Consider the following 21,698-nt stretch of genomic DNA (forward strand, 5'->3'; position numbering starts at 1 on the left):
CGGGGGTGAGTGCGGGTCGTGGTCGCTTCTCGCGCAGTTCCTCCCCCAGAGGGGGTACCCCCAGTGCCCCTAAAAGCCTTGGCCCTCACGTCGCTAAGAGGCTCGCCCCTCGCGCCCCAAAAGCCTCGGCCCTCGCGCCGCTAAGAGGCTCGCCCCTCGTGCCCTAGAAACCTCGACCCCCGACTAGGCGAGAAGCCCAGGGGCTCGCGGCCCTGAAAATAGCTCAGGGCCGCCCCCTGAGCAGCGAACAGCTCAGGGCCGCCTCCCGTAGCCGTCAGAACTTGTTCCGTGGCGTGATGCCCAAAGACAGGCCCGACAGGCCGCGCTGGCGGCCACCCAGTTTGCCTGCGATCGCGCGCAGGGACTGGCCCGCGGGGGAGTCGGGGTCGGAGAGGACGACCGGCTTGCCCTCGTCGCCGCCCTCGCGCAGGCGGACGTCGATCGGGATCGAGCCGAGGACCGGGACAGTGGCGCCGGTGGTGCGGGTGAGGCCCTCGGCGACCGCCTGACCGCCGCCCGTGCCGAACACGTCGACCATCTCGCCGCAGTGCGGACAGGGCAGCCCCGACATGTTCTCGACCACGCCGACGATCTTCTGATGGGTCTGTACGGCGATGGAGCCCGCGCGCTCGGCGACCTCGGCCGCCGCCTGCTGCGGGGTCGTCACGACCAGGATCTCGGCGTTCGGCACCAGCTGGGCGACGGAGATCGCGATGTCACCGGTGCCCGGCGGGAGGTCGAGGAGGAGGACGTCCAGGTCGCCCCAGTAGACATCCGCCAGGAACTGCTGGAGCGCGCGGTGGAGCATCGGGCCGCGCCAGACGACCGGCGCGTTGCCCGGCGTGAACATCCCGATGGAGATCACCTTCACGCCGTGCGCCGACGGCGGCATGATCATGTTCTCGACCTGGGTGGGGCGCCCGTCCGCGCCCAGCATGCGCGGCACGCTGTGGCCGTAGATGTCGGCGTCCACGACCCCGACCTTCAGACCGTCGGCCGCCATCGCCGCCGCCAGGTTGACGGTGACGGAGGACTTGCCGACGCCGCCCTTGCCGGAGGCGACCGCGTAGACCCGGGTCAGCGAGCCCGGCTTGGCGAACGGGACCTCACGCTCGGTCTGGCCGCCGCGCAGCGCGCTCGCCAGCTCCTTGCGCTGCTCGTCGCTCATCACGTCGAGGGTGACGTCGACCCGGGTGACGCCGTCCACCGCCGCGACGGCGTCGGTCACGCGCTGCGTGATGGTGTCCCGCATGGGGCAGCCCGAGACCGTCAGATACACGGCGACCGCGACCGCTCCGTCCGCGGCGATGTCCACCGATTTGACCATCCCGAGTTCGGTGATGGGACGGTTGATCTCGGGGTCGTTCACCGTCGCCAGTGCCTCGCGCACCGCGTCTTCCGTAGCCATAGGGACGATGGTACGGCGCCGGACAGGGCCCCCGGGAAGCCCGTCACCGGTCGTCTGCGTCACGTCCCGCCGACCGGTCCGCCGGGAGTGCCCGCTCCTCGGCGCGGCGGCGCCGCCCGTCGTGCCGCTCCAGGTCCTTGACCATGTCCTGGAGCTCGGAGCGCAGCCAGTCCCGGGTGGCGACCTCGCCCAGACCGATCCGCAGGGCGGCGATCTCCCGGGTCAGATACTCGGTGTCCGCGATCGAACGCTCGTTCTGCTTGCGGTCCTGTTCCAGATTGACCCGGTCGCGGTCGTCCTGCCGGTTCTGCGCCAGCAGGATCAGCGGGGCCGCGTAGGACGCCTGGAGCGAGAGCATCAGGGTCAGGAAGATGAACGGGTACTGGTCGAAGCGGAGCTGCGCCGGCGCGGCGATGTTCCACAGCACCCAGGCGATGATGACGAACGTCATCCAGACGATGAACCGCCCGGTGCCCAGGAACCGCGCGATCCGCTCCGAGAGGCGGCCGAACGCCTCCGGGTCCCACTCCGGCAGCAGTCGGCGCCGCCGGGACATCGGCTGGTCCAGCCGGGCGCGGGCGGACCGGCCCGCGGCGGTCGCCCCCGTCGGCCCGGAAGACCCGGAAGACCCGGAGGACCCGGAGGATCCGGACGCGCCGGACGGTCCGCCGCGCTCCCGCGCGTTCTCCCGCTCAGGCGCCATCGCCCACCGCCCCCTCCCCGAGATGGAACTCCGTCTCCCGCCAGTCGTCCGGCAGCATGTGGTCCAGGACGTCGTCCACGGTCACCGCGCCCAGCAGCGACCCCGCCTCGTCCACCACGGGCGCGGCCACCATGTCGTACGTGGCGAAGAACCCGGCGACGACCGGCAGCGCCGCGTCCGGGGCCAGGGTCTGGAGATCGTCGTCCAGGATCGAGCTGACCAGCGTGTACGGCGGGTCGCGCAGCAGGCGCTGGAAGTGGACCGTGCCGAGGTACTTGCCGGTCGGGGTCTCGTCGGGCGCCCGGCAGACATAGACCTGGGCGGCCAGCGCCGGGGACAGATCGGGGTTGCGGACCCGGGCCAGCGCGTCGGCGACGGTGGCGTCCGGGCGCAGCACGATCGGCTCGGTGGTCATCAGCCCGCCCGCGGTGTGCTCCTCGTAGGCCATCAGCCGCCGTACGTCGGCCGCGTCGGACGGCTGCATCAGGCTCAGCAGCCGCTCCTTCTCCTCCTCGGGCAGTTCGGAGAGCAGGTCGGCCGCGTCGTCCGGGTCCATGGCCTCCAGGACGTCCGCCGCGCGCTCCTTCTGGAGCTTGCCGAGGATCTCGATCTGGTCGTCCTCCGGCAGCTCCTCCAGGACGTCGGCGAGCCGGTCGTCGTCGAGGGCGGCGGCCACCTCGGCGCGGCGCTTGGGGGAGAGGTGGTGCAGCACATTGGCGAGGTCGGCGGGGCGCAACTGCTCGAAGGTGGCGAGCAGGGTCTCCGCGCCCTGCTGCTGCTCCTCCAGGGTGAAGCCGGTGACCGCCGACCACTCCACGGTCAGGGTCTCGCCCCGGGCCCGGCGGAAGCCGCCCGTCCGGGTCCTGCGGTCCTTGCGGACGTAGACCCGGTCCACCTCCCAGTCCCGGCGGGCGGGCAGCTGCTGCACCGACAGATCCAGGACCGTGACCTCCTCGCCGGTCTCGGTGAGGGTGACCCGCCGGTCCAGGAGTTCGCCGAAGACCAGCCGTTCGGTGGGGCGCTGCTCGAACCGGCGGACATTGAGCACCCCGGTGGTGATGACCTGGCCGGAGTCGATCCCGGTGACCCGGGTCATGGGCAGGAAGATCCGGCGCCGGGTGGCGAGTTCGACGACCAGTCCGAGCACCCGGGGCGGACGGCGGCCGACCCGCAGCATCACCACGACGTCCCGGACCCGGCCCACATGGTCGCCGTTGGGGTCGAAGCAGGCGGTGCCGGAGAGGTGCGAGACGAAGATCCGGGGGGCGCCGGCGGCCATACCGCGCCTCCTTCCCGGGTCCGGATGCGGGCGGGCCGCGCACTGTCCTCAGCGGTTTGCCGCACTCGTGTCCAATGTGCCGAATCGCTCGGTTCGATCGGGCTTCAGGCTAGCCCGTACCGGTCCGATCCGCGCAGGTGGGGGGTCCGGACGGACTGGCTCCGACGGGTGTTCCGGGCCCCGGTACGCTGCCGTACGCCGCTGAGGACACCCGCCAGAAAGGCAGCGTCACCTGTGATCGTTATGCGCCGGGGCCGTTTCCGTAGGAACGCATGGGTGGGGGCCGTCTGCGCCCTGGTCATGACCGGCGCGACAGCGCTGACCGGCTGCGCGGGCGAGGACCCGGACGCCGGGACGAACGGGGTCGGCAAGCTCTCCCCGGAGCAGATCCAGACCAGGACGCGTACGGCGGCGGACGGCGCTCCGGCGGTCCGGCTGGCCGGGAGCGTGACGGCGGGCGGCAAGACCTACAAGCTCGACATGCGGCTGAAGAAGGAGGGCGGGAGCGGGTCGGTGACCGCCGAGGGGGCGACCTTCCAGCTGCTGCGGATCGGCGACGTGCTGTATCTGATGGCGGACGGCGACTTCTGGACGGGCGGCGGGGAAGGAAACGGGGGGGACGGCGGGGAGTCCGACACCGCCGCGGCGGCCAAGCTCGACGGCAAGTATGTGAAGGTCCCCGAGGGCGACCCCTCCTACGAGAAGTTCACCGGCTTCACCGACAAGGCCGTACTGCTGGACGGGCTGCTCACGCTGCACGGCACGCTCTCCACCGACGGCCGCCATGAGCGGGCCGGGGTCCGCACCATCCGCCTCACCGGCGACCAGGGCGCGGGCGGCACCCTCGACGTCTCCCTGGAGGGCACCCCCTATCCGCTGCTGCTGTCCCGCGCGGGCGGCGCGGGCACCCTCACCTTCTCCGACTGGGGCAAGGACTTCCCCCTGGAGGAACCGGCGGAGGACGAGACGGTGGACTACGGCAAGCAACTCCCGACGTCGTAGCCCGAGGGAGGGGCCGGCCGTACGCCGGTCAGCGCGCGCGGCGCTTGAAGAGCAGCCGGGGCAGGCCCGCCGGGGCGGGTTCGCGGGTGGTCGCCGGGGACGGCAGCGGGGGCCGGGCCAGCGGACCGTCCGGCAGCGGCGCCGTCGCGCCCGTCGGGGTCAGCCGCAGCACCCGGCACTCGCGCTGCCAGCGGTCCGGCATCGCCTCGCCGTCGGGGGCGTTCAGCCGTTTGCCCTTCAGCTCCGCCACCGCCGCCCGCCAGGGCTCCCCGCCCGGCGCCAGCTCCGCGACCGCCGCCGTCCAGACGACCAGCCGGCCGCCCTTGTCCTTGCTGCGGACGGTGACCTCCGCCGTCCCGCCGTCCGACAGCCCCGGCAGCGGCTGCTCGCCGGGCCCGTCGCCGACGACGTATGCCGCGCCCTCGTGCCAGACGTGCCACAGCGCGCGGTCCGCGGTGCCGGGGCCGCGGACCCAGATCAGGCCGGACTTCTTGGTGGCCTCCTCGACCAGGGCCCGGTCGAGCAGCTCGGACCCGGACCGCTCGCGCTCAGATGTCATGGCGCCAGCCTAGTCAGCCCCGCTACAGCCAGCCGTTGCGCTTGAGCGTGCGGTGGATGCCGAAGCAGATGAACGCGGTGATCCCGAGCACCATCGGGTACCCGAACCGCCAGCGCAGCTCCGGCATGTGATCGAAGTTCATGCCGTACACCCCGCACACCATGGTCGGTACGGCGATGATCGCCGCCCACGAGGTGATCTTCCGCATGTCCTCGTTCTGTGCCACCGACGCCTGCGCGAGATTGGCCTGAAGGATCGAGTTCAGCAGCTCGTCGAACCCCATCACCTGCTCCTGCACCCGGGCCAGATGGTCGGCCACGTCCCGGAAGTACTTCTGGATGTCCGGGTCGATCAGCCGCATCGGCCGCTCACTGAGCAGCTGCATCGGCCGCAGCAGCGGCGCCACCGCCCGCTTGAACTGGAGCACCTCACGCTTGAGCTGGTAGATCCGCCCCGCGTCCGTACCGCGCGGCGACCCCTTGCGGCCCGGCGAGAAGACCTCGGTCTCCACCTCGTCGATGTCGTCCTGCACGGCGTCCGCGACCGCGATGTAGCCGTCCACCACATGGTCGGCGATGGCGTGCAGCACCGCCGAGGGGCCCTTGGCGAGCAGCTCGGGGTCGTCCTGGAGCCGGTGGCGCAGCCCCCGCAGCGAGCCCTGTCCGCCGTGCCGCACGGTGATGAAGAAGTCCCGGCCGGTGAAGCACATCACCTCACCGGTCTCCACGATCTCGCTGTTCGCGGTCAGCTCGTCGTGCTCCACGTAGTGGATGGTCTTGAAGACCGTGAACAGGGAGTCGTCGTAGCGCTCCAGCTTGGGCCGCTGGTGCGCCTGCACGGCGTCCTCCACGGCCAGCGGGTGCAGCCCGAACTCGGAGGCGATCCCGGCGAATTCGGCTTCGGTCGGCTCGTGCAGCCCGATCCAGACGAAGCCGCCGGAGCGGCGCACCTGGCGCATGGCCTCCTGGGGGGTCAGCGAGGCGGGGGTCTCGACGCGGGCGCCATCGCGGTAGACGGCGCAGTCCACGACCGCCGAGGGGGTCGAGGGGTCGCGGGTGGTGTCGTAACCGCCGGTGTCCTTGCGCGGGGCACCGGGGCGGCCGGGCCGGACGGCGGCACGCAGGTCACGGATCATCGACATGGCAGGCTCCTTCGCGACGGAGCAGCGGCCCACAGGCCCGCGGCGGATGGAACTGCCCGGAATGAGGACGTCCGTGCTACGGGATGTGTGGCACGTCCACAAAGCGGGGAGCACCGCACCGTCGCGGTGGCGAGCTTCGCTGCTGAGTCAGTACAGGCGGAAGAACAGACGGATCACGCGGTACGCAGGCGATGGCGAGCGGTACGCGAGCAGTACGGGACGGGTGCTCTTCCGTGGTGACGAGAACGCGAGAGGCAGCAGCCGACCAGGGCTCCAGAACTCCAGATGTTCGGAACTTTCGGAGCGAGGAGCCCGATACGCGGGCGGCTACGTCAGAAGTGCTTCAGAGGCCGGAAGAGCGGGTGCTACTGCACGATCGACTTCGATCCATTGCAGCCCCACCTCCTCCGGCCGGTCCCTGGTGAGGGACGATCCATTTCCCGGGGAACGCGCCCCGCGGAAAGACTCCCCGAGGGAGTCCCGGGGAATGCTCGGTGTCGGCCGGGCTGTGGGCCGACGCTTGCCGCGCGCCGCCCGACGACCGGGCAAGAGTATCAGCCGACAGAAGTGTCAAGGGGCTGCATTGCCCGGTACTGACGAGTTCTATGCTCCCGGCATGGCTGATGTTCTTCCTCTGGTCGAGGCCCGGTTGCGCTCCGCGCTGGGTACGCCGGACGCCCGCGCGGCCGTCACCTTCCTCGGCACGGACCGCGTCGAGGTGCTCCGTTTCCGGGGCGCCGGGGAGGGCCCGGGGGCGCCGGAGGCGGACATCGTCCGCTACGAAGCGGACATCGTCCGTTACGCCACCCTGGGCATGTCCGCCCAGCCGATGGCGGACCCCACCGCGCTGGTCGCCGACCCCGTCAAGGGCCCCCGCGCGGAGCTGATCATCTCCGTCAGGTCCGGGCTCGCCGACACCGACCAGGTGCTCCGTCCGCTCGCCGTGCTCGCCGCGTCCCCGCAGGTCGAGGGCGTGATCGTGGCGCCCGGGGCGTCCTTGGACGTGGGCGGTCCGCTGTGGCCCGGCGCTCCCTTCACCGCCGTCCTGGTCGCCGAGCCGGGCGGTCTCGTCGAGGACCTGGAACTGGACGAGCCCCGTGATCCGGTGCGGTTCCTGCCGCTGCTGCCGATGACCCCGAACGAGGCCGCGTGGAAGCGGGTGCACGGGGCCGGGGCGCTCCAGGAGCGCTGGCTGACGTACGGGACGGATCTCCGGGACCCGCTGCGGGGGGCTGTGCCGCTGGGGTGAGCGGCGGGGTGGTTCCCGGGGTTCCGGTCGGCGCGGGTCGTGTCGGTGCGGGTCGTGACGGAACTCACCTGTCCGGCCGTTCAGTTGGTACGGCCGTGGGGGCGTGCCGTGCGGGCGGGGCGGGAGCCCGGCGGCCCGGACGGGTGATCGTCCTTGACGGGACGGGGCCCGGGTAGGACCGTGGGGCTCTATGAGGGGCGAACCCAGTTGCCCGAAGTGCGGTGGCCGGGTCAGGGCTCCCGGTCTTTTCGCCGACTCCTGGCAGTGCGCTGTCCATGGCGCGGTGCATCCCGTGCAGCCCGTGGTGCCGCCCAGCGTCGAGGCGCTCGCCGTTGTCGCGCAGCGGACGCAGGTGCCGGTCTGGATGCCGTGGCCGCTGCCCGTGGGGTGGCTGTTCACCGGGGTCGCGTGCGCGGGCGACGACCGCAGCGGGGTCCGGGCCACCGCCGTGGCCTGCTCAGGGCCGGGGCCGTTCGGCGGGACGTGCGAGCTGATCCTGATCGCCGAGGAGATCGGTGTCGGGCTCGGCGCGCGGTACGCGGGGATCGACGGGCCCGATCCGGGGCCGTACATGAGCGTCGAGAAACCGGCGGAGGCGAAGGTGCTGGCGGCGGGGCGGCCGACGCCGATGTGGCATGTCTCGGGGCCGCCGGCCGACCGGGCGGTGTTCGCGGGGGAGGCGCGCGGGCTGTGGCTGTGGGCGGTGGTGTGGCCGGAGCAGGCGGGACTGCTGATGTACGAGGAGCTGGTGTTGACGGATCTGCGGGATGCGGGGGCGGAGATCGAGTTGGTGCCGTGTGGGGTTTTGGCGCGGCGGTTGCTTGAGCCGTAGGGGGTGGGGGGTGAGGGACGGTTGTCGGGTGCGGGTGGGTGGTCGCTTTTCGCGCAGTTCCCCGCGCCCCTGAGAGGGTTGTGGTCGTGGGTCGTCGGGTGCGGGTGCGTGGTCGCTCTTCGCGCCGTTCCTCCCCCAGAGGGGGTACCCCCCAGCGCCCCTGGGAGACACGTGCCCGCGCTTCCAAGGTGAGCGGCTGCTTGTGCTCTCCGCGGAGAGCGGCGTTCCGGGGAGCGTGGGGCTTTGCTGGTTCTTGGGGCGGTTAGGCTTAATGGGTTCTGTCGGGCTGGTGTGGGGGAGGGTGTCGTGCGGGTCGATCTGCATACGCACTCCACCGCTTCCGACGGGACGGACCGTCCCGGGGAGCTGGTGCGGAACGCCGTCGCGGCCGGGCTCGACGTCGTCGCGCTGACCGATCACGACACCACGCGCGGACACGCCGAGGCGCTCGCCGCGCTGCCCGAGGGGCTCACGCTGGTCACCGGGGCCGAGCTGTCCTGCCGTGTCGACGGGATCAGCATGCACATGCTGGCGTACCTCTTCGACGCGCGGGAGCCCGCGCTGCTCGCCGAGCGGGAGCTGGTGCGCGACGACCGGGTGCCCCGGGCCCAGGGGATGATCGCCAAGCTGAACGCGCTCGGAGCGCCGGTCACCTGGGAGCAGGTGGCGCGGATCGCGGGCGACGGATCGGTGGGACGGCCGCACATCGCGACCGCGCTGGTCGAGCTGGGCGTCGTACGCAGTGTGGACGACGCCTTCACCGCGGACTGGCTCGGCGACGGCGGCCGGGCCCATATGGACAAGCACGAGACGGATCCCTTCGAGGCGATCCGGCTGGTCAAGGCCGCGGGCGGGGTCACCGTCTTCGCCCACCCGGGCGCCGCCAAGCGCGGGCGCACGGTGCCGGAGGCGACGGTCGCCGAGCTGGCCGCCGCCGGACTCGACGGCATCGAGGTCGACCACATGGACCACGACCCGGACACCCGGGCGCGGCTGCGCGGTCTGGCCGGGGAGCTGGGGCTGCTGGTCACCGGGTCCAGCGACTACCACGGCAGCCGCAAGACCTGTGTGCTCGGCGAGAACCTGACCGACCCCGAGGTGTACGGCGAGATCGTCCGACGGGCGACCGGCGCGTTCCCCGTGCCCGGGACCGGCGGACGCTGAGACCGGTCTCCCCCCTTCCCTGTCGTCCCTGTCCTCCCTGTCCCTCCGTTTCAAGGCTCAAGGCTTCACCGTGTTCGACCTCGCCGTCTTCGGCTCGCTCTTTCTGACCCTCTTCGTGATCATGGACCCTCCCGGGATCACCCCGATCTTTCTCGGACTCACCTCCGGGCGCCCGGCCGCCGTACAGCGGCGGATGGCCTTCCAGGCGGTCTGTGTCGCCGGTGGGGTGATCACCGTCTTCGGGGTGCTGGGCCACCAGATCCTGAACTATCTGCATGTCTCCGTACCGGCCCTGATGATCGCCGGTGGGCTGCTGCTTCTGCTGATCGCGCTCGATCTGCTCACCGGCAAGTCGGACGAGCCCCAGCAGACCAAGGACGTCAATGTCGCCCTGGTCCCGCTGGGTATGCCGCTGCTGGCCGGGCCGGGCGCGATCGTGTCGGTGATCCTCGCCGTGCAGAAGGCCGACAGCTTCGGCACCCAGCTGTCGGTGTGGACCGCGATCCTCGTCATCCATGTGGTGCTGTGGCTGGTCATGCGGTACTCGCTGCTGATCATCCGGGTCATCAAGGACGGCGGTGTGGTGCTGGTGACCCGGCTCGCCGGGATGATGCTCTCCGCGATCGCCGTGCAGCAGATCATCAACGGCGTGACCCAGGTGATCCAGGGGAGCTGACCGGCGGGAACGCGACAGGGCCCCTCACGGGGTGCCATGAGGGGCCCTGAAGCGGCCGGTGACAACCGGTCCGTGCGACGCGTGTTACGAGGCCGAACTGTCGGCGGGGCGAATCCACAGCCGCTGTCCGATGGCGGCGGCCTGCTGAACGATCCGGTTGACGGAGGCGGCGTCCACGACGGTGGTGTCCACGGGCGTGCCGTCCACGTCGTCGAGGCGCATGATCTCGAAGCGCATAATGCTTCTCCCTTCGTGTTCCAGTCGTAGTCAACAGTCGGGCTGTTACAAACATTCCCTACGCTAAAGAAAATTTTCGCACGCCTAATTACCCCTGGGTAAGAAAGTAGGCGGAGACTGATCGGGACCGGTTGTGTTCGTAGCGTGACCGCCGGGACAATGGAATGGATGAACGAGGACCTGGCGGCGCTGTCCGCCCGCATCGACCGCACGAACGAGCTGTTGCAACGCATGCTGGCCGAGGTGGCGAAGACGCCCTCGACCCATGCGATCTTCGTCGACGCGGGCTATCTCTACGCCGCCGCCGGCCGCCTGGTCGCGGGGACGGAGGACCGCCGCGCCTTCGATCTCGACGCCGAGGGGCTGATCGAGGCGCTGATCGACAAGGCCCGGCAGATCTTCGCCGACAGCCGCCTGCTGCGGGTCTACTGGTACGACGGCGCCCGGCGCCGCATCCACACCGGTGAGCAGCAGTCCATCGCCGAACTCCCGGACGTCAAGGTCCGCCTCGGCAACCTCAACGCCAACAACCAGCAGAAGGGCGTCGACTCGCTCATCCGCACCGACCTGGAGTCCCTCGCCCGGCACCGCGCGGTCAGCGACGCGGCCCTGCTCGGCGGCGACGAGGACCTGGTCTCGGCCGTCGAGGCAGCCCAGGGCTACGGCGCCCGGGTGCACCTGTGGGGCATCGAGGCCCCCGAGGCGCGCAATCAGGCCGAACCGCTGCTCTGGGAGGTCGACAGCCAGCGCACCCTCGACCTCGACTTCTTCAAGCCGTACGTCAGCAGGCGCACCGCCGCCGCCTACGAGAACGCGGGGGCGACCCGGCCCAGCCGGGAGGACGTGCGCTTCGTCGGCGCCCAGATCGCGGCGAAGTGGCTGGCCTCACGCGGGCGCGAGGCCCTGGTGGAGCTGCTGCCCGGCCATCCCTATCTGCCCGGCTCCGTCGACCAGGATCTGCTGGTCGAGGCGGAGGGCATCCTCCAGTACTCGCTGCGGGGCCAGGCCGATCTGCGCCGGGCCCTGCGGGACGGGTTCTGGGAGCATCTGCGGACGCTGTACTGAGTTCCTACTCGATGGGGACCGTGTCCCAGAAGTCGGCGACGGCCTCGGCGGTCGGCAGCGGCTGATCGATGTTCGGCGAATGGTCCGCGTCCGCGACGACCGTGCGGCGCGCGTGCAGCCGTACGGCCATGTCGTCCAGCAGCGGCAGCGGCCAGGTGCCGTCGGTCGCGCCGGATAGCACGTGGTACGGGAGCGGGACGGCGGCCAGTTCGGCGACCCGGTCCGGCTCGACGCACAACTGGCGGCCGGTCGCGATCAGCTGGGCGGGCTTGTTGCCCAGCCAGCGCACTCGCAGATGGTCCTCGCCGACCGCCGGGTCCGCGATGTCCTCGGGTGCGTCCATCGACTCGATCGCCTCCCACACCTCCGCCATCGACATCACCGCGAGCGCGTCCCGCAGCAGCTTCACCCGCTCCTGCTGGGGCCCTGAGATCTGCGCCGGGCCGGACGACATCAGGGTGAGGGAGCGGAAGGAGGCGGGCGCGGGCGCCTCCAGCAGGACGGCCGCGCGGGCGATCTGGCCGCCCAGGGAGTGGCCGAAGAGATGCAGCGGGGTGCCGAGGGCCGCCGCCTGGGCGAGGACGTCCCTCGCCAACTCGGGTTGCGCGTACGGCGCTTCGTCGTGCACCGGGCCGTCCGACTCGTACTGGCCGCGGCCGTCCACCGCCACCGTGCGGTAGCCCCGGGCGGCGAGCGGTGCGTGCAGCAGCCGGAAGTCCTCCTTGCTGCCGGTGAACCCGGGCAGCAGCAGCGCGGTCCCCCGGGGCTCGACGCCGGGTGCCACGGGGTGGTCGACCACGGCGAAGTCGCCCCGCGCGGTGTGCAGGGGGTAGGCGCGGGCGGCGGGCGGCGGCGTCAAGGACGGAGGTCGGCTCACGCTGCGAGGGTAACGGGGGCGTTGGGTGCGTACGGCGACGGCCCGGCTCCTCCTGGGAGGAACCGGGCCGTCGGGGTGCCGGGTCGGTCAGCCCTCGGTGGGCTCGGCGGCGACCGTCGCCTTGCGGGTCCGGCGGACCCTCGGCTTCGGCTCGGCGTCGGCCTCACCGGCGGTGGCCTGGGCCGGGATCGCGGCGGCGGCCTTCTTGCGAGGGGCGCGCTTGGGCTTGGCCTCGGCGGCGTCAGCGACCGGGGCGTCAGCCGTGGCCTCGGCGTCCGCGGTGGCCTTGGCGGCCGTCTTCTTGGCCGTCGTCTTCGTGGCTGCCGTCTTGCGGGTCGTGGTCCGCTTCGGCTTGGCCTCCGCGCCCTCGGCCGTGTCCACGGCGGTGGTGGCGGCCGTGGCCGTGGTCGTGGCCTTCTTGCGGGTCCGCTTCGGCTTGACCTCGGGCTCCGCCTCGGCGGCGGGGCCGGTGGTCACCGGGGCGTCCGTGGTCACGGGCGCCGCGGCGGCCTTCTTGCGGGGCGCCCGCTTGGGCTTGGCCTCCGCCGCCGTGTCCTCGACGGTGTCGAGGACGGCCTCGGGAGCGGCTGCCGTCGCCTTCTTGCGGGTCCGCTTCGGCTTGGCCTCGGCGGCGGCCTCGGCCGTCACCTCGGGCTCGGCGGCCGTCTTCTTGACGGCCGTCTTGCGGGTGCGGCGCGCCTTGGGGGCGGCTTCCGCGCCCTCCGCCGTGTCGAGCGCGGTCGCGGCGGCGGCGTCCACCGTCTCGGCCGGGGCCGGGGCGGCGGTCTTGCGGGTACGGCGACGCGGCTTGGCCTCGACGGCTGCCACAGCCTCGACGGCACCGACGGCCTCGACCAGCTCGGGCAGGGCGGCCGGGGCTTCCGGCGCCGCGACTGCCTCGGCGGTCACGGTCGGCTCCGCCGTCCCGGTGGTCCCGGTGGTCCCGGTGGTCTCGGCCGGCTCCGCCGACTTGCGGGTGCGGCGGCGGCGCGGCTTGGCCGGGGCGGACTCCAGCTCGGCGGTGCCCGTCTGCGGCGGCGCGGACGGCTGCGCCACGAGCGTCGCCGGGCCCTCCGCCGTCGTCACGGACGCCACGGCCTCGGTCGTCGCCTCCGCCACGGGCGCCGGTGCCTGGCCCACGCTGCGCGTACGGCGACGGCGGCGCGGGGTGCGCGGACCGGTGGCCTCGTCCTCGGCGGCCGGGGTGACCGCGGGGGCGGCCGTCTCCTGCACGGCCCCGGCCTCCAGCGGCGTACCGCCACGGGTGCGGCGGCGACGGCGCGGGGTACGGGCCGGACGCTCCCGCTCGGCGTGGTCGGAGCGCTCGGAGCGGTCCGGGCGCCCGGAACGGTCGCCGCGGTCGCCACGGGACTCGCCGCGAGCGCCGCGGCCACGCTGACCGCGTCCGCCCGGCTCGCCCAGGTCCTCCAGCTCCTCCGCGTCGAGCCCGGCGCGGGTGCGCTCCGAGCGCGGCAGGATGCCCTTGGTGCCCGCGGGGATGCTCAGCTCGGCGAACAGGTGCGGGGACGTGGAGTACGTCTCGGGCGGGTCGTTGAAGTTCAGCTCCAGCGCCTTGTTGATCAGCTGCCAGCGCGGGATGTCGTCCCAGTCGACCAGCGTGATCGCCGTACCCGAGGCGCCCGCGCGGCCGGTGCGGCCGATGCGGTGGAGGTAGGTCTTCTCGTCCTCCGGCGACTGGTAGTTGATGACGTGGGTCACACCTTCGACGTCGATGCCTCGGGCGGCGACATCGGTGCAGACCAGGACGTCGACCTTGCCGTTGCGGAAGGCGCGCAGCGCCTGCTCGCGGGCGCCCTGGCCGAGGTCGCCGTGGACCGCGCCGGAGGCGAAGCCGCGCTGCTTGAGCTGGTCGGCGAGGTCGGCCGCGGTGCGCTTGGTGCGGCAGAAGACCATGGCCAGGCCACGGCCGTCGGCCTGGAGTATGCGCGCGACCAGCTCGGGCTTGTCCATGTTGTGCGCGCGGTAGACGTGCTGCGCGATGTTCGCGACCGTCGCGCCCTCGTCGTCCGGCGCGGTGGCGCGGATGTGCGTGGGCTGCGACATGTACCGGCGGGCGAGGCCGATGACCGCGCCCGGCATGGTGGCCGAGAACAGCATGGTCTGGCGCTTGGCCGGAAGCATGTCGATGATCTTCTCGACGTCGGGCAGGAAGCCCAGGTCGAGCATCTCGTCGGCCTCGTCCAGGACCAGGCAGCGGACGTGCTTCAGATTGAGCTTCTTCTGGCCCGCGAGGTCGAGCAGCCGGCCGGGCGTGCCGACGACGACGTCGACACCCTTGCGCAGGGCATCGACCTGGGGCTCGTAGGCCCGGCCGCCGTAGATCGCGGTGACGCGTACGTTGCGCACCTTGCCCGCGGTCAGCAGATCGTTGGTGACCTGCTGGCACAGCTCGCGGGTCGGGACGACGATCAGCGCCTGCGGGGCGTCGGTGACGGAGTCGGGGGCGGCGCGTCCGGCCTCCACGTCGGCGGGGACGGTGACGCGCTCCAGGAGCGGCAGGCCGAAGCCCAGCGTCTTGCCGGTGCCGGTCTTGGCCTGTCCGATGACGTCCGTGCCGGAGAGGGCGACGGGGAGGGTCATCTCCTGGATGGGGAACGGGGTGACGATGCCGACGGCCTCCAGGGCCTCGGCGGTCTCGGGAAGAATCCCGAGCTCTCGGAACGACGTAGTCAGGGTTTTGCCTCTTCTGTGTGCGCGGTGCGAGGCGAGCGCGGGGGTCGTGCTGACCGTGCCGGGGGGACGTCGGCCGCCGCACGGCGAGCCGTATGGCATGGCACGGGACCTCTGCCGACGCTCTAGCGCTCGTACCGCTGAGGGGTCTCTCCGATCGTCGTACGTCCTCGGTGGGAACCGGGCCGTGCGGTCAGGGAGAGCTGTCGGGTCGGAGCCGATCGGGCCACCGACCGGGCATCCTCATACGTGCGGCCTGTCGAGCGCGGTCGTCGTGTGACGACATGACGACTGGATACTCAGCAGGCGCATTACCACCATACCCCGGAATGGCGCACACGCGATGGCCGATTCGGTCACGTTGCCATCGTCACATTCACGGGAGCGTTCACAATCGGGCCCGAGAGGGTGTTCGCGGGGTCGGCGCACGGGTCGGCGCAGGGTCCGTGCACGGGGGTGCGCGGGGCGTTCCGGGCGGGTGCGGCCAGGGGGTTCCGTCGGGCTGCGGGCGGGCTATTGTGCGCTGCATGACCTCCGCTGACACGCCTGACACGCCTGATCGCACCCCCTCCGACACCCCCTCCGACGTGGCCTCCGACACGGCCTCCGACACCGCTGGGCACACCGGGGTCGCCGCCCAGGACTGGGCGCTGGCCGCCGCCGACCCGCAGTACCGGGCCGCGGTGGTGGATCTGCTGGGGGCCCTCGCCTATGGGGAGCTGGCGGCCTTCGAGCGGCTCGCCGAGGACGCCAAGCTGGCCCCGACCCTGGCGGACAAGGCGGAGCTGGCGAAGATGGCGTCGGCCGAGTTCCACCACTTCGAACGGTTGCGGGACCGGCTCACCGAGATCGGCGAGGAGCCGACGGCGGCCATGCAGCCGTTCGTCGCCGCGCTCGATGGCTTCCACCGCCAGACCGCCCCCTCGGACTGGCTGGAGGGCCTGGTCAAGGCGTATGTCGGGGACTCGATCGCCAGTGACTTCTACCGTGAGGTCGCCGTCCGGCTGGACTCCGACACCCGGCAGCTGGTGCTGGCCGTGCTGGACGACACCGGGCACGGGGGCTTCGCGGTGGAGAAGGTGCGGGCCGCGATCGACGCGGACCCGCGGCTCGGCGGGCGGCTGGCGCTGTGGGCGCGGCGGCTGATGGGGGAGGCGCTGTCGCAGTCGCAGCGGGTGGTGGCGGAGCGGGACGCGCTCTCGACGATGCTGGTCGGCGGGGTCGCCGACGGGTTCGATCTCGCGGAGGTCGGGCGGATGTTCTCCCGGATCACCGAGGCGCACACCAAGCGGATGGCGGCGTTGGGGCTGGCCGCGTAGGGGGCGGCGGGGGGAGTGCCGGGCCCCTTGCGGGGCGGGTGGGGCTGGGGCGGGCCCCGCGCGGGGCGGGTGCGGCGCGGGGGCGTGGCGCGTGTGGTGGGCTTTGCGCCCGGGGTCGGGCGGGGCGTTTGGCGGGGCCGGGACCTGGGGCCGGGCGGGGAGGGCGTTTGGCGGGGCGTCTGGTCGGGCGTCCGGCGGGGCGTCTGGCGGGGCCGACATCCGGGGCCGGGCCGGGACCCGGGGCCGTGGCTACGCCGTCGCCGAGCGGCGGCGGAGTCTGCCCGTCGGGCGGACCAGCAGGGAGACGGAGGCCGTCGCGACGATGCCCGAGCCGGTCAGGACCAGCAGCAGACTCGCCGTCTCCAGCGCGCTGTGGGTGAGGAAGGCGCCGAAGAGGGACCCGGCCACGCCGGTCGACAGAACGAGCGGGCGGGCGGGCAGTCGGTGCGGGAGCCGACTCGCGGCCATCCATGCGAGGGCCAGACCGAGCACCGCGGAGCTGATCGCTTCCAAGACCATGTCGGGGTTCCTCCCACCCGGCCGTCCTGCCCTAAACGGTCGTAGCCGGTCATACCCCTGACCTGCGGAATGCAATCCCCCTCTGTGCGTGAACTGTGGTCAACGTGTGGAGGCGGGCCGTGGTACGCCCGGCACGGCTGACGGCATGTCAAAGGCCGGTCGCTCCGCGGGTGCTGCTCGATCGCGGAGCCACCGGCCTTTGTGGCGTCTCGTTCGCCTTCGTGGCGTTCCGTCCACCTCTGTGGCGTTCTGTCGCTCTGTGGGCGCCCGCCCGCGCGGCGGCGCCTCAGCGGCGTGTCCGGCGGGGCGACTACAGCGCGCCGAAGCCCACCTTGCGCGGGGCCGCCTCGCCGATCTCCACGTACGAGAGGCGGTCGGCCGGGATGAGGAGCTTGCGGCCGTGCTCGTCCACCAGGCTCAGCAGGCGAGACTTGCCCTCCAGCGCCTCGGCGACCACACGCTCGACCTCCTCGGCGGTCTGACCGCTCTCCAGAACGATCTCGCGCGGCGAGTGCTGCACGCCGATCTTGACCTCCACGGCTATGTCCCTCCGACGGTCAGTGATGTGCGCGACCTTCCGCGCCGTACGCAGCACACATTAGCCCGGTGAGGGGACGCGCACGCTCCGCCCTGCCACGCCAGGAGCGAACAGGAGGCGGGAACAAAGAGCCGACCTGGTGGCGCGGCTGCCCGGACCGGTTCGGTGCCGAACCGGTGGTGCGGTTGCCGTACCGGGTCAGTGGTGCGGCTGTTCCGTGCCGTGCAGGGGGAATCCGGCGATGCCGCGCCAGGCCAGCGAGGTGAGCAGCTGGACGGCCTGGTCGCGCGGGACGCTGCGGTCGCTGTGCAGCCAGGAGCGGGCCACCACCTGGGCGAGCCCGCCGAGACCCGAGGCCAGCAGCATCGACTCCGCGCGGGACAGCCCCGTGTCCTCGGCGATCACGTCGCAGATGGCCTCGGCGCAGTCGTTGGTGACCTTGTCGACCCGCTCACGCACGGCCGGCTCGTTGGTCAGGTCCGACTCGAAGACCAGCCGGAAGGCGCCGCCCTCGTCCTCGACATAGGCGAAGTAGGCGTCCATGGTCGCCCGGACCCGCTGCTTGTTGTCGGTCGTCGAGGCGAGCGCGCCCCGTACGGCCTGGATGAGGGCCTCGCAGTGCTGGTCCAGCAGGGCGAGGTACAGGTCGAGCTTGCCCGGGAAGTGCTGGTAGAGCACCGGCTTGCTGACCCCGGCCCGCTCGGCGATGTCGTCCATCGCCGCCGCGTGGTAGCCCTGGGCCACGAAGACTTCCTGTGCGGCGCCCAGCAGCTGGTTCCGTCGCGCACGGCGCGGCAGGCGGGTGCCTCGCGGGCGCGCCGCCTCTGTCTGCTCGATGGCTGTCACGCCGCCTCCCAAAATCGTCCATATGCGGTGTGCCGCCGCGCGGCCATCGTACTTTTCGGTAACCGTGGTGTGCGCGGTGCGAGCGCAGAATTTCACGGACCGGACGGTCAAGAAAGCCGTGCGTATGGCCGCGAACACGGTCCGGCCGGGGTAAACCGGGCGGGGTTGGTGGGCGGGCCGGTGCCGTCAGCGGTAGTCGTCCTCGTCCAGCGCGACCACCCGGGACTGCTCGGCGAGGTCGGCGTCGTCGGCCTCGTCGGTGGCCGCGCGGGTCAGCGGTTCGTCGTGGTGCGGGGTGAGGTCCGTGTCCTGCTCGGCGGCGTCGGCGGCCGGAGCCTCGACGCCGTACTCCTCGGCGCCGCGGGTCTCCTCCTGGTCCGTGAAGGTGTCGGGATCGGTGGGATCGACGGCCATGGCGGGCCCCCTTCCTACGAACATCCGTCCCTGATGCATGCAGGGGCCACACGCGGGTGGGCTCACTTCGAGCGTAGGAGACGGGAGGGGGGATGGCGATCCATGGGCGGGCCTTTGTGGTCCCGGCCCGTTTCCTGGGGCGCGCTCCCGGGGGCGGGACATAGGGACCGTCTACGCGGAGTCACGAAGCGTGGTGGGCGGGTTACGGGACCACGGAGGGCGGTTCTCGGTGAGGCGGGGGCGAACTGACGTGTGAGGGCGAACACAGGCGAACACCTGAGTCGGTACGTGATCGTCTCGTAACATTGCCGCATGTCTTCGACCGAGTTGCCGCCCGTGACGGCCGACGTGCTTCCGAAAGTGACGCCCGTCCGGGTCGCGGACGGCGAGCGGCTGCGGTCGGTACGGCTGCCCGGCATCTCGCTGACGGTCCGTTCCCGGCCGGGCCGCCATGAGGGGCTCCCGCCCGCGCTGTACGTGCACGGGCTCGGCGGCTCCTCGCAGAACTGGTCGGCGCTCATGGAGCTGCTCGACGACACGGTCGACGGCGAGGCCCTGGATCTGCCGGGCTTCGGCGACTCCCCGCCGCCGGACGACGGCGACTACTCGGTCACCGGGCACGCCCGCGCGGTCATCCGCCATCTCGACGCCGCCGGGCGCGGCCCCGTCCACCTGGTCGGCAACTCGCTCGGCGGAGCGGTCACCACCCGTGTGGCCGCCGTACGCCCCGATCTGGTCCGGACGCTGACGCTGGTCTCGCCCGCCCTGCCGGAGCTGCGCGTCCAGCGCACGGCGGTGCCCACCGCGCTGCTCGCTCTGCCCGGGGTGGCCCGCATGTTCACCCGTTTCACCGCCGACTGGTCCGCCGAGCAGCGGGTCCGCGGGGTGATGTCGCTGTGCTACGGCGACCCCGGCCGGGTGACGCCCGAGGGGTTCAGCAACGCCGTGGAGGAGATGGAACGGCGGCTCCAACTGCCGTACTTCTGGGACGCGATGGCCCGTTCCGCGCGGGGTATCGTCGACGCGTACACGCTCGGTGGCCAGCATGGGCTGTGGCGGCAGGCCGAACGGGTCCTCGCGCCGACGCTGCTCGTCTACGGCGGCCGGGACCAGCTCGTCGGTTTCCGGATGGCCCAGCGGGCGGCCCGCAGTTTCCGCGACTCCCGGTTGCTGACCCTCCCGGACGCCGGGCATGTGGCGATGATGGAGTATCCGGAGACGGTGTCCACGGCGTTTCGTGAGCTGCTCCGGGATGCCGGGGCGGAATCGGGTACGGATGCGACGGCGGACCCGCCGCCGGGTGGGCGGGCGCGTCAACGGTAGGGGCGCGACAGGCAGTACGCGGTACGCGGTACACAGAGACACGGCAGTACGCGGTACGCAGAGGTGGAGCGGGTACATACGGCCGCCGCATGTAGCCCGTACATGTGGACCGTACAGAGGGCACGTGGTGGACATGCAGTGGGCACGTATCGGCACGCAGACGAACACAGGGAGCTGAGGCGGGACGTGGGACGCCACAGTCGCCGTGGGCCCGCCCCCAAGGGGGACGCCGCGGACACCGGGGGCCGTCGCCGGGGGGCGGGGGCCGAGTCGGCGCGCGGTTCCGGCGGTGCGGCGCGGGGCGAGGGAACGCCCGAGGCCAGAGGGCCACGCCGGGCGGCGCCCGGTGCGCCCGGCACGGGAGGAGCGGCCGGGGGCGGTGGGCCGAGGCTCTCCGACGGCACCCCGGCGCACGGGTTTCCGCGGCTGCCGGACGGTACGCCCGCGCACGGTTTCCCCCGGCTCCCGGACGGTACGCCCGCGCATGGCTTTCCCCGGACGCCCGACGGCGGACCGGCGCGCGGTGCCCACACCCGCGGGGGGCATCCCGAGCAGCATGAGACCGGCGGTGGCTGGGGCGAGTTCCGGGGGCGGGGCCCGTCCGGCGGCAGCGGTGGGGGCAGTGGCGGTGGCGGCGGGGGCATACCGCGACAGCGGCCCACGCCCCCCGGAGGGCCCCGCCAGGACTACGTCGACGCCTTCGACGCCCCGGACGGCGGCGACGGTGTCTTCGTCTCCCGGCAGCAGGGCCGCCCCGACGATCCGTACGCCTCCGCCTCCGCCACCGGCCGGGACGGCGGGCGTACGGGCCGGGTCGGGCTGCTCACCGGGCCCCGGGCGCCGGAGGAGGACGCTCCGCCGGTCACCGCGCCCGAGCGGACGAGGGGCGGCAAGGGACGTACGTTCACCGGGATCGCGGCGCTCGCGGTGACGACGGTGCTGGCCGTGGTCGTCGCCGGGCAGGTGCGCGACGGCGGGGACGACTCCTCCGTCCAGTCGTCGTCCGCCGCCGATCAGACGCGGGACAGCCGGGACCCGGCCTCGCGCGGGGACGGGCGGCCGACGCCTTCCGAGTCGCCGCGACCCCGGCCGCTGAGTTACGACCAGAAGATGTCCAAGCTCTATCCGCTGAGCGCGTCGATGGCCGGGCCGGGGACCTTCGAGGCGATCAAGGGCGTCGCCAAGGCGCCGGGCTCGGGGGAGAAGTACACCTACCGCGTCGATGTCGAGGAGGGGCTCGGGCTCGATGGCGCGCTGTTCGCCGAGGCCGTGCAGACCACGCTGAACGACGAGCGGAGCTGGGCGCACGACGGCGGTCGTACGTTCGAGCGCATCCACAGTGGCTCGCCGGACTTCGTGATCACGCTGGCCAGTCCCGGGACCACCGGGGAGTGGTGTGCCATGTCGGGGCTGGACACGACCATCGACAACGTGTCCTGCGACTCCGCCTCCACCGAGCGCGTGATGATCAACGCGTACCGCTGGGCGCAGGGATCGGAGACGTACGGCGACGACGAGATCTTCGCCTACCGGCAGATGCTGATCAATCACGAGGTCGGGCACCGGCTCGGCTTCACCCATGTGACCTGCGACAAGGACGGCGATCTCGCGCCGGTCATGCAGCAGCAGACCAAGTTCCTCGAGTTCGACGGGGTGCGGTGTCTGCCCAACCCGTGGCCCTATCCCGGCGACGCCGGGCGCTGATGCCGGGAGGCGGTGCCGCGGGGAGCGGCTGCCGGGTGTGGCGTGGGTGTGTGGGTGGTCGCGTACGTCTGTCTGATATGCGGTACGTAGCCGGGTGATCGCCTAGCGCGATCGAACGCATCTCGCACGGGAAAGTTACGACCGTTCACCCC

At 72.3% G+C, this 21,698-nt stretch carries 21 protein-coding genes; 9 read left to right on the top strand and 12 right to left on the bottom strand.

The features are described from left to right. Positions 1–274 precede the first annotated feature (274 nt). From AB0D49_RS13755 to AB0D49_RS13765, 3 genes are read right to left on the bottom strand one after another with little or no spacing between them, the layout of a single operon-like run. Entirely contained in the window at positions 275–1,408 is a 1,134-nt protein-coding gene (locus AB0D49_RS13755) for a P-loop NTPase (RefSeq protein WP_362755918.1), read from the bottom strand. Between the two features lie 43 nt (positions 1,409–1,451). Beyond that, positions 1,452–2,111, bottom strand: coding sequence for a DUF1003 domain-containing protein (locus AB0D49_RS13760; protein ID WP_362755921.1), 660 nt, complete (start codon positions 2,109–2,111; stop codon positions 1,452–1,454). After that, positions 2,101–3,390 (bottom strand): CBS domain-containing protein, encoded by a 1,290-nt coding sequence (locus AB0D49_RS13765; protein WP_362755924.1) that lies wholly within the window; start codon positions 3,388–3,390, stop codon positions 2,101–2,103. Before AB0D49_RS13765 ends, AB0D49_RS13760 begins: the two co-directional genes overlap by 11 nt. Positions 3,391–3,624: 234 nt before the next feature. Between AB0D49_RS13765 and AB0D49_RS13770 the strand changes: the two genes are divergently transcribed. Then, on the top strand, positions 3,625–4,392 hold the full coding sequence (locus tag AB0D49_RS13770) for a hypothetical protein (protein ID WP_362755927.1): 768 nt from the start codon (positions 3,625–3,627) through the stop codon (positions 4,390–4,392). 28 nt (positions 4,393–4,420) lie between these two features. Here AB0D49_RS13770 and AB0D49_RS13775 read toward each other — a convergent pair whose 3' ends face one another. Together AB0D49_RS13775 and AB0D49_RS13780 are read right to left on the bottom strand one after the other, a co-directional pair. Further along, complete coding sequence (locus AB0D49_RS13775; RefSeq protein WP_362755930.1) at positions 4,421–4,951, bottom strand: hypothetical protein; 531 nt, start codon at positions 4,949–4,951, stop codon at positions 4,421–4,423. Between the two features lie 22 nt (positions 4,952–4,973). Then, positions 4,974–6,092, bottom strand: coding sequence for a magnesium and cobalt transport protein CorA (locus tag AB0D49_RS13780; protein ID WP_362755933.1), 1,119 nt, complete (start codon positions 6,090–6,092; stop codon positions 4,974–4,976). 616 nt (positions 6,093–6,708) lie between these two features. On the opposite strand from AB0D49_RS13780, the gene AB0D49_RS13785 reads away from it, so the two are divergent. From AB0D49_RS13785 to AB0D49_RS13800, 4 genes are all read left to right on the top strand, one after another. Continuing rightward, positions 6,709–7,341, top strand: coding sequence for a suppressor of fused domain protein (locus tag AB0D49_RS13785; protein ID WP_362755936.1), 633 nt, complete (start codon positions 6,709–6,711; stop codon positions 7,339–7,341). Between the two features lie 190 nt (positions 7,342–7,531). Further along, on the top strand, positions 7,532–8,173 hold the full coding sequence (locus AB0D49_RS13790) for a DUF6758 family protein (RefSeq protein ID WP_362755939.1): 642 nt from the start codon (positions 7,532–7,534) through the stop codon (positions 8,171–8,173). 306 nt (positions 8,174–8,479) lie between these two features. Further along, positions 8,480–9,337 (top strand): PHP domain-containing protein, encoded by an 858-nt coding sequence (locus AB0D49_RS13795; RefSeq protein WP_362755942.1) that lies wholly within the window; start codon positions 8,480–8,482, stop codon positions 9,335–9,337. A gap of 70 nt (positions 9,338–9,407) precedes the next feature. Continuing rightward, positions 9,408–10,013, top strand: a complete 606-nt coding sequence (locus tag AB0D49_RS13800; RefSeq protein ID WP_362755945.1) for a MarC family protein — start codon at positions 9,408–9,410, stop codon at positions 10,011–10,013. An 84-nt stretch (positions 10,014–10,097) separates the two neighbouring features. Here AB0D49_RS13800 and AB0D49_RS13805 read toward each other — a convergent pair whose 3' ends face one another. After that, positions 10,098–10,250 (bottom strand): hypothetical protein, encoded by a 153-nt coding sequence (locus AB0D49_RS13805; RefSeq protein ID WP_138049181.1) that lies wholly within the window; start codon positions 10,248–10,250, stop codon positions 10,098–10,100. Positions 10,251–10,409: 159 nt separating this feature from the next. Here AB0D49_RS13805 and AB0D49_RS13810 point away from each other — a divergent pair, with 159 nt between their 5' ends. Further along, on the top strand, positions 10,410–11,315 hold the full coding sequence (locus tag AB0D49_RS13810) for an NYN domain-containing protein (protein ID WP_362756874.1): 906 nt from the start codon (positions 10,410–10,412) through the stop codon (positions 11,313–11,315). 4 nt (positions 11,316–11,319) lie between these two features. Here the strand turns inward: AB0D49_RS13810 and AB0D49_RS13815 are convergent, their stop codons facing one another. Both AB0D49_RS13815 and AB0D49_RS13820 read right to left on the bottom strand, forming a co-directional pair. Then, positions 11,320–12,192, bottom strand: a complete 873-nt coding sequence (locus AB0D49_RS13815) for an alpha/beta hydrolase (RefSeq protein WP_362755949.1) — start codon at positions 12,190–12,192, stop codon at positions 11,320–11,322. Positions 12,193–12,279: 87 nt separating this feature from the next. Then, complete coding sequence (locus AB0D49_RS13820; RefSeq protein WP_362755952.1) at positions 12,280–14,985, bottom strand: DEAD/DEAH box helicase; 2,706 nt, start codon at positions 14,983–14,985, stop codon at positions 12,280–12,282. Positions 14,986–15,410: 425 nt separating this feature from the next. Here AB0D49_RS13820 and AB0D49_RS13825 point away from each other — a divergent pair, with 425 nt between their 5' ends. Further along, positions 15,411–16,202, top strand: a complete 792-nt coding sequence (locus tag AB0D49_RS13825) for a ferritin-like fold-containing protein (RefSeq protein WP_362755955.1) — start codon at positions 15,411–15,413, stop codon at positions 16,200–16,202. A 249-nt stretch (positions 16,203–16,451) separates the two neighbouring features. Here AB0D49_RS13825 and AB0D49_RS13830 read toward each other — a convergent pair whose 3' ends face one another. The 4 genes from AB0D49_RS13830 to AB0D49_RS13845 all read right to left on the bottom strand — a co-directional run bounded on the left by AB0D49_RS13830 (position 16,452) and on the right by AB0D49_RS13845 (position 18,519). Further along, positions 16,452–16,721 (bottom strand): hypothetical protein, encoded by a 270-nt coding sequence (locus tag AB0D49_RS13830; RefSeq protein ID WP_362755958.1) that lies wholly within the window; start codon positions 16,719–16,721, stop codon positions 16,452–16,454. Positions 16,722–17,031: 310 nt separating this feature from the next. Next, positions 17,032–17,259, bottom strand: a complete 228-nt coding sequence (locus AB0D49_RS13835; RefSeq protein ID WP_362755961.1) for a DUF3107 domain-containing protein — start codon at positions 17,257–17,259, stop codon at positions 17,032–17,034. Positions 17,260–17,457: 198 nt separating this feature from the next. After that, the gene (locus tag AB0D49_RS13840; protein WP_362755964.1) at positions 17,458–18,105 is read right to left on the bottom strand and encodes a TetR/AcrR family transcriptional regulator; all 648 of its coding nucleotides are present in this window, start codon (positions 18,103–18,105) and stop codon (positions 17,458–17,460) included. A 186-nt stretch (positions 18,106–18,291) separates the two neighbouring features. Beyond that, the gene (locus AB0D49_RS13845; RefSeq protein WP_362755967.1) at positions 18,292–18,519 is read right to left on the bottom strand and encodes a hypothetical protein; all 228 of its coding nucleotides are present in this window, start codon (positions 18,517–18,519) and stop codon (positions 18,292–18,294) included. A gap of 312 nt (positions 18,520–18,831) precedes the next feature. Between AB0D49_RS13845 and AB0D49_RS13850 the strand changes: the two genes are divergently transcribed. Both AB0D49_RS13850 and AB0D49_RS13855 read left to right on the top strand, forming a co-directional pair. After that, entirely contained in the window at positions 18,832–19,842 is a 1,011-nt protein-coding gene (locus AB0D49_RS13850; protein WP_362755970.1) for an alpha/beta hydrolase, read from the top strand. Positions 19,843–20,028: 186 nt separating this feature from the next. Next, on the top strand, positions 20,029–21,546 hold the full coding sequence (locus AB0D49_RS13855; RefSeq protein WP_362755973.1) for a DUF3152 domain-containing protein: 1,518 nt from the start codon (positions 20,029–20,031) through the stop codon (positions 21,544–21,546). Positions 21,547–21,698 lie beyond the last annotated feature (152 nt).

The sequence above is a fragment of the Streptomyces sp. NPDC048290 genome, assembly GCF_040652095.1.
Taxonomy (GTDB): Bacteria; Actinomycetota; Actinomycetes; order Streptomycetales; family Streptomycetaceae; genus Streptomyces.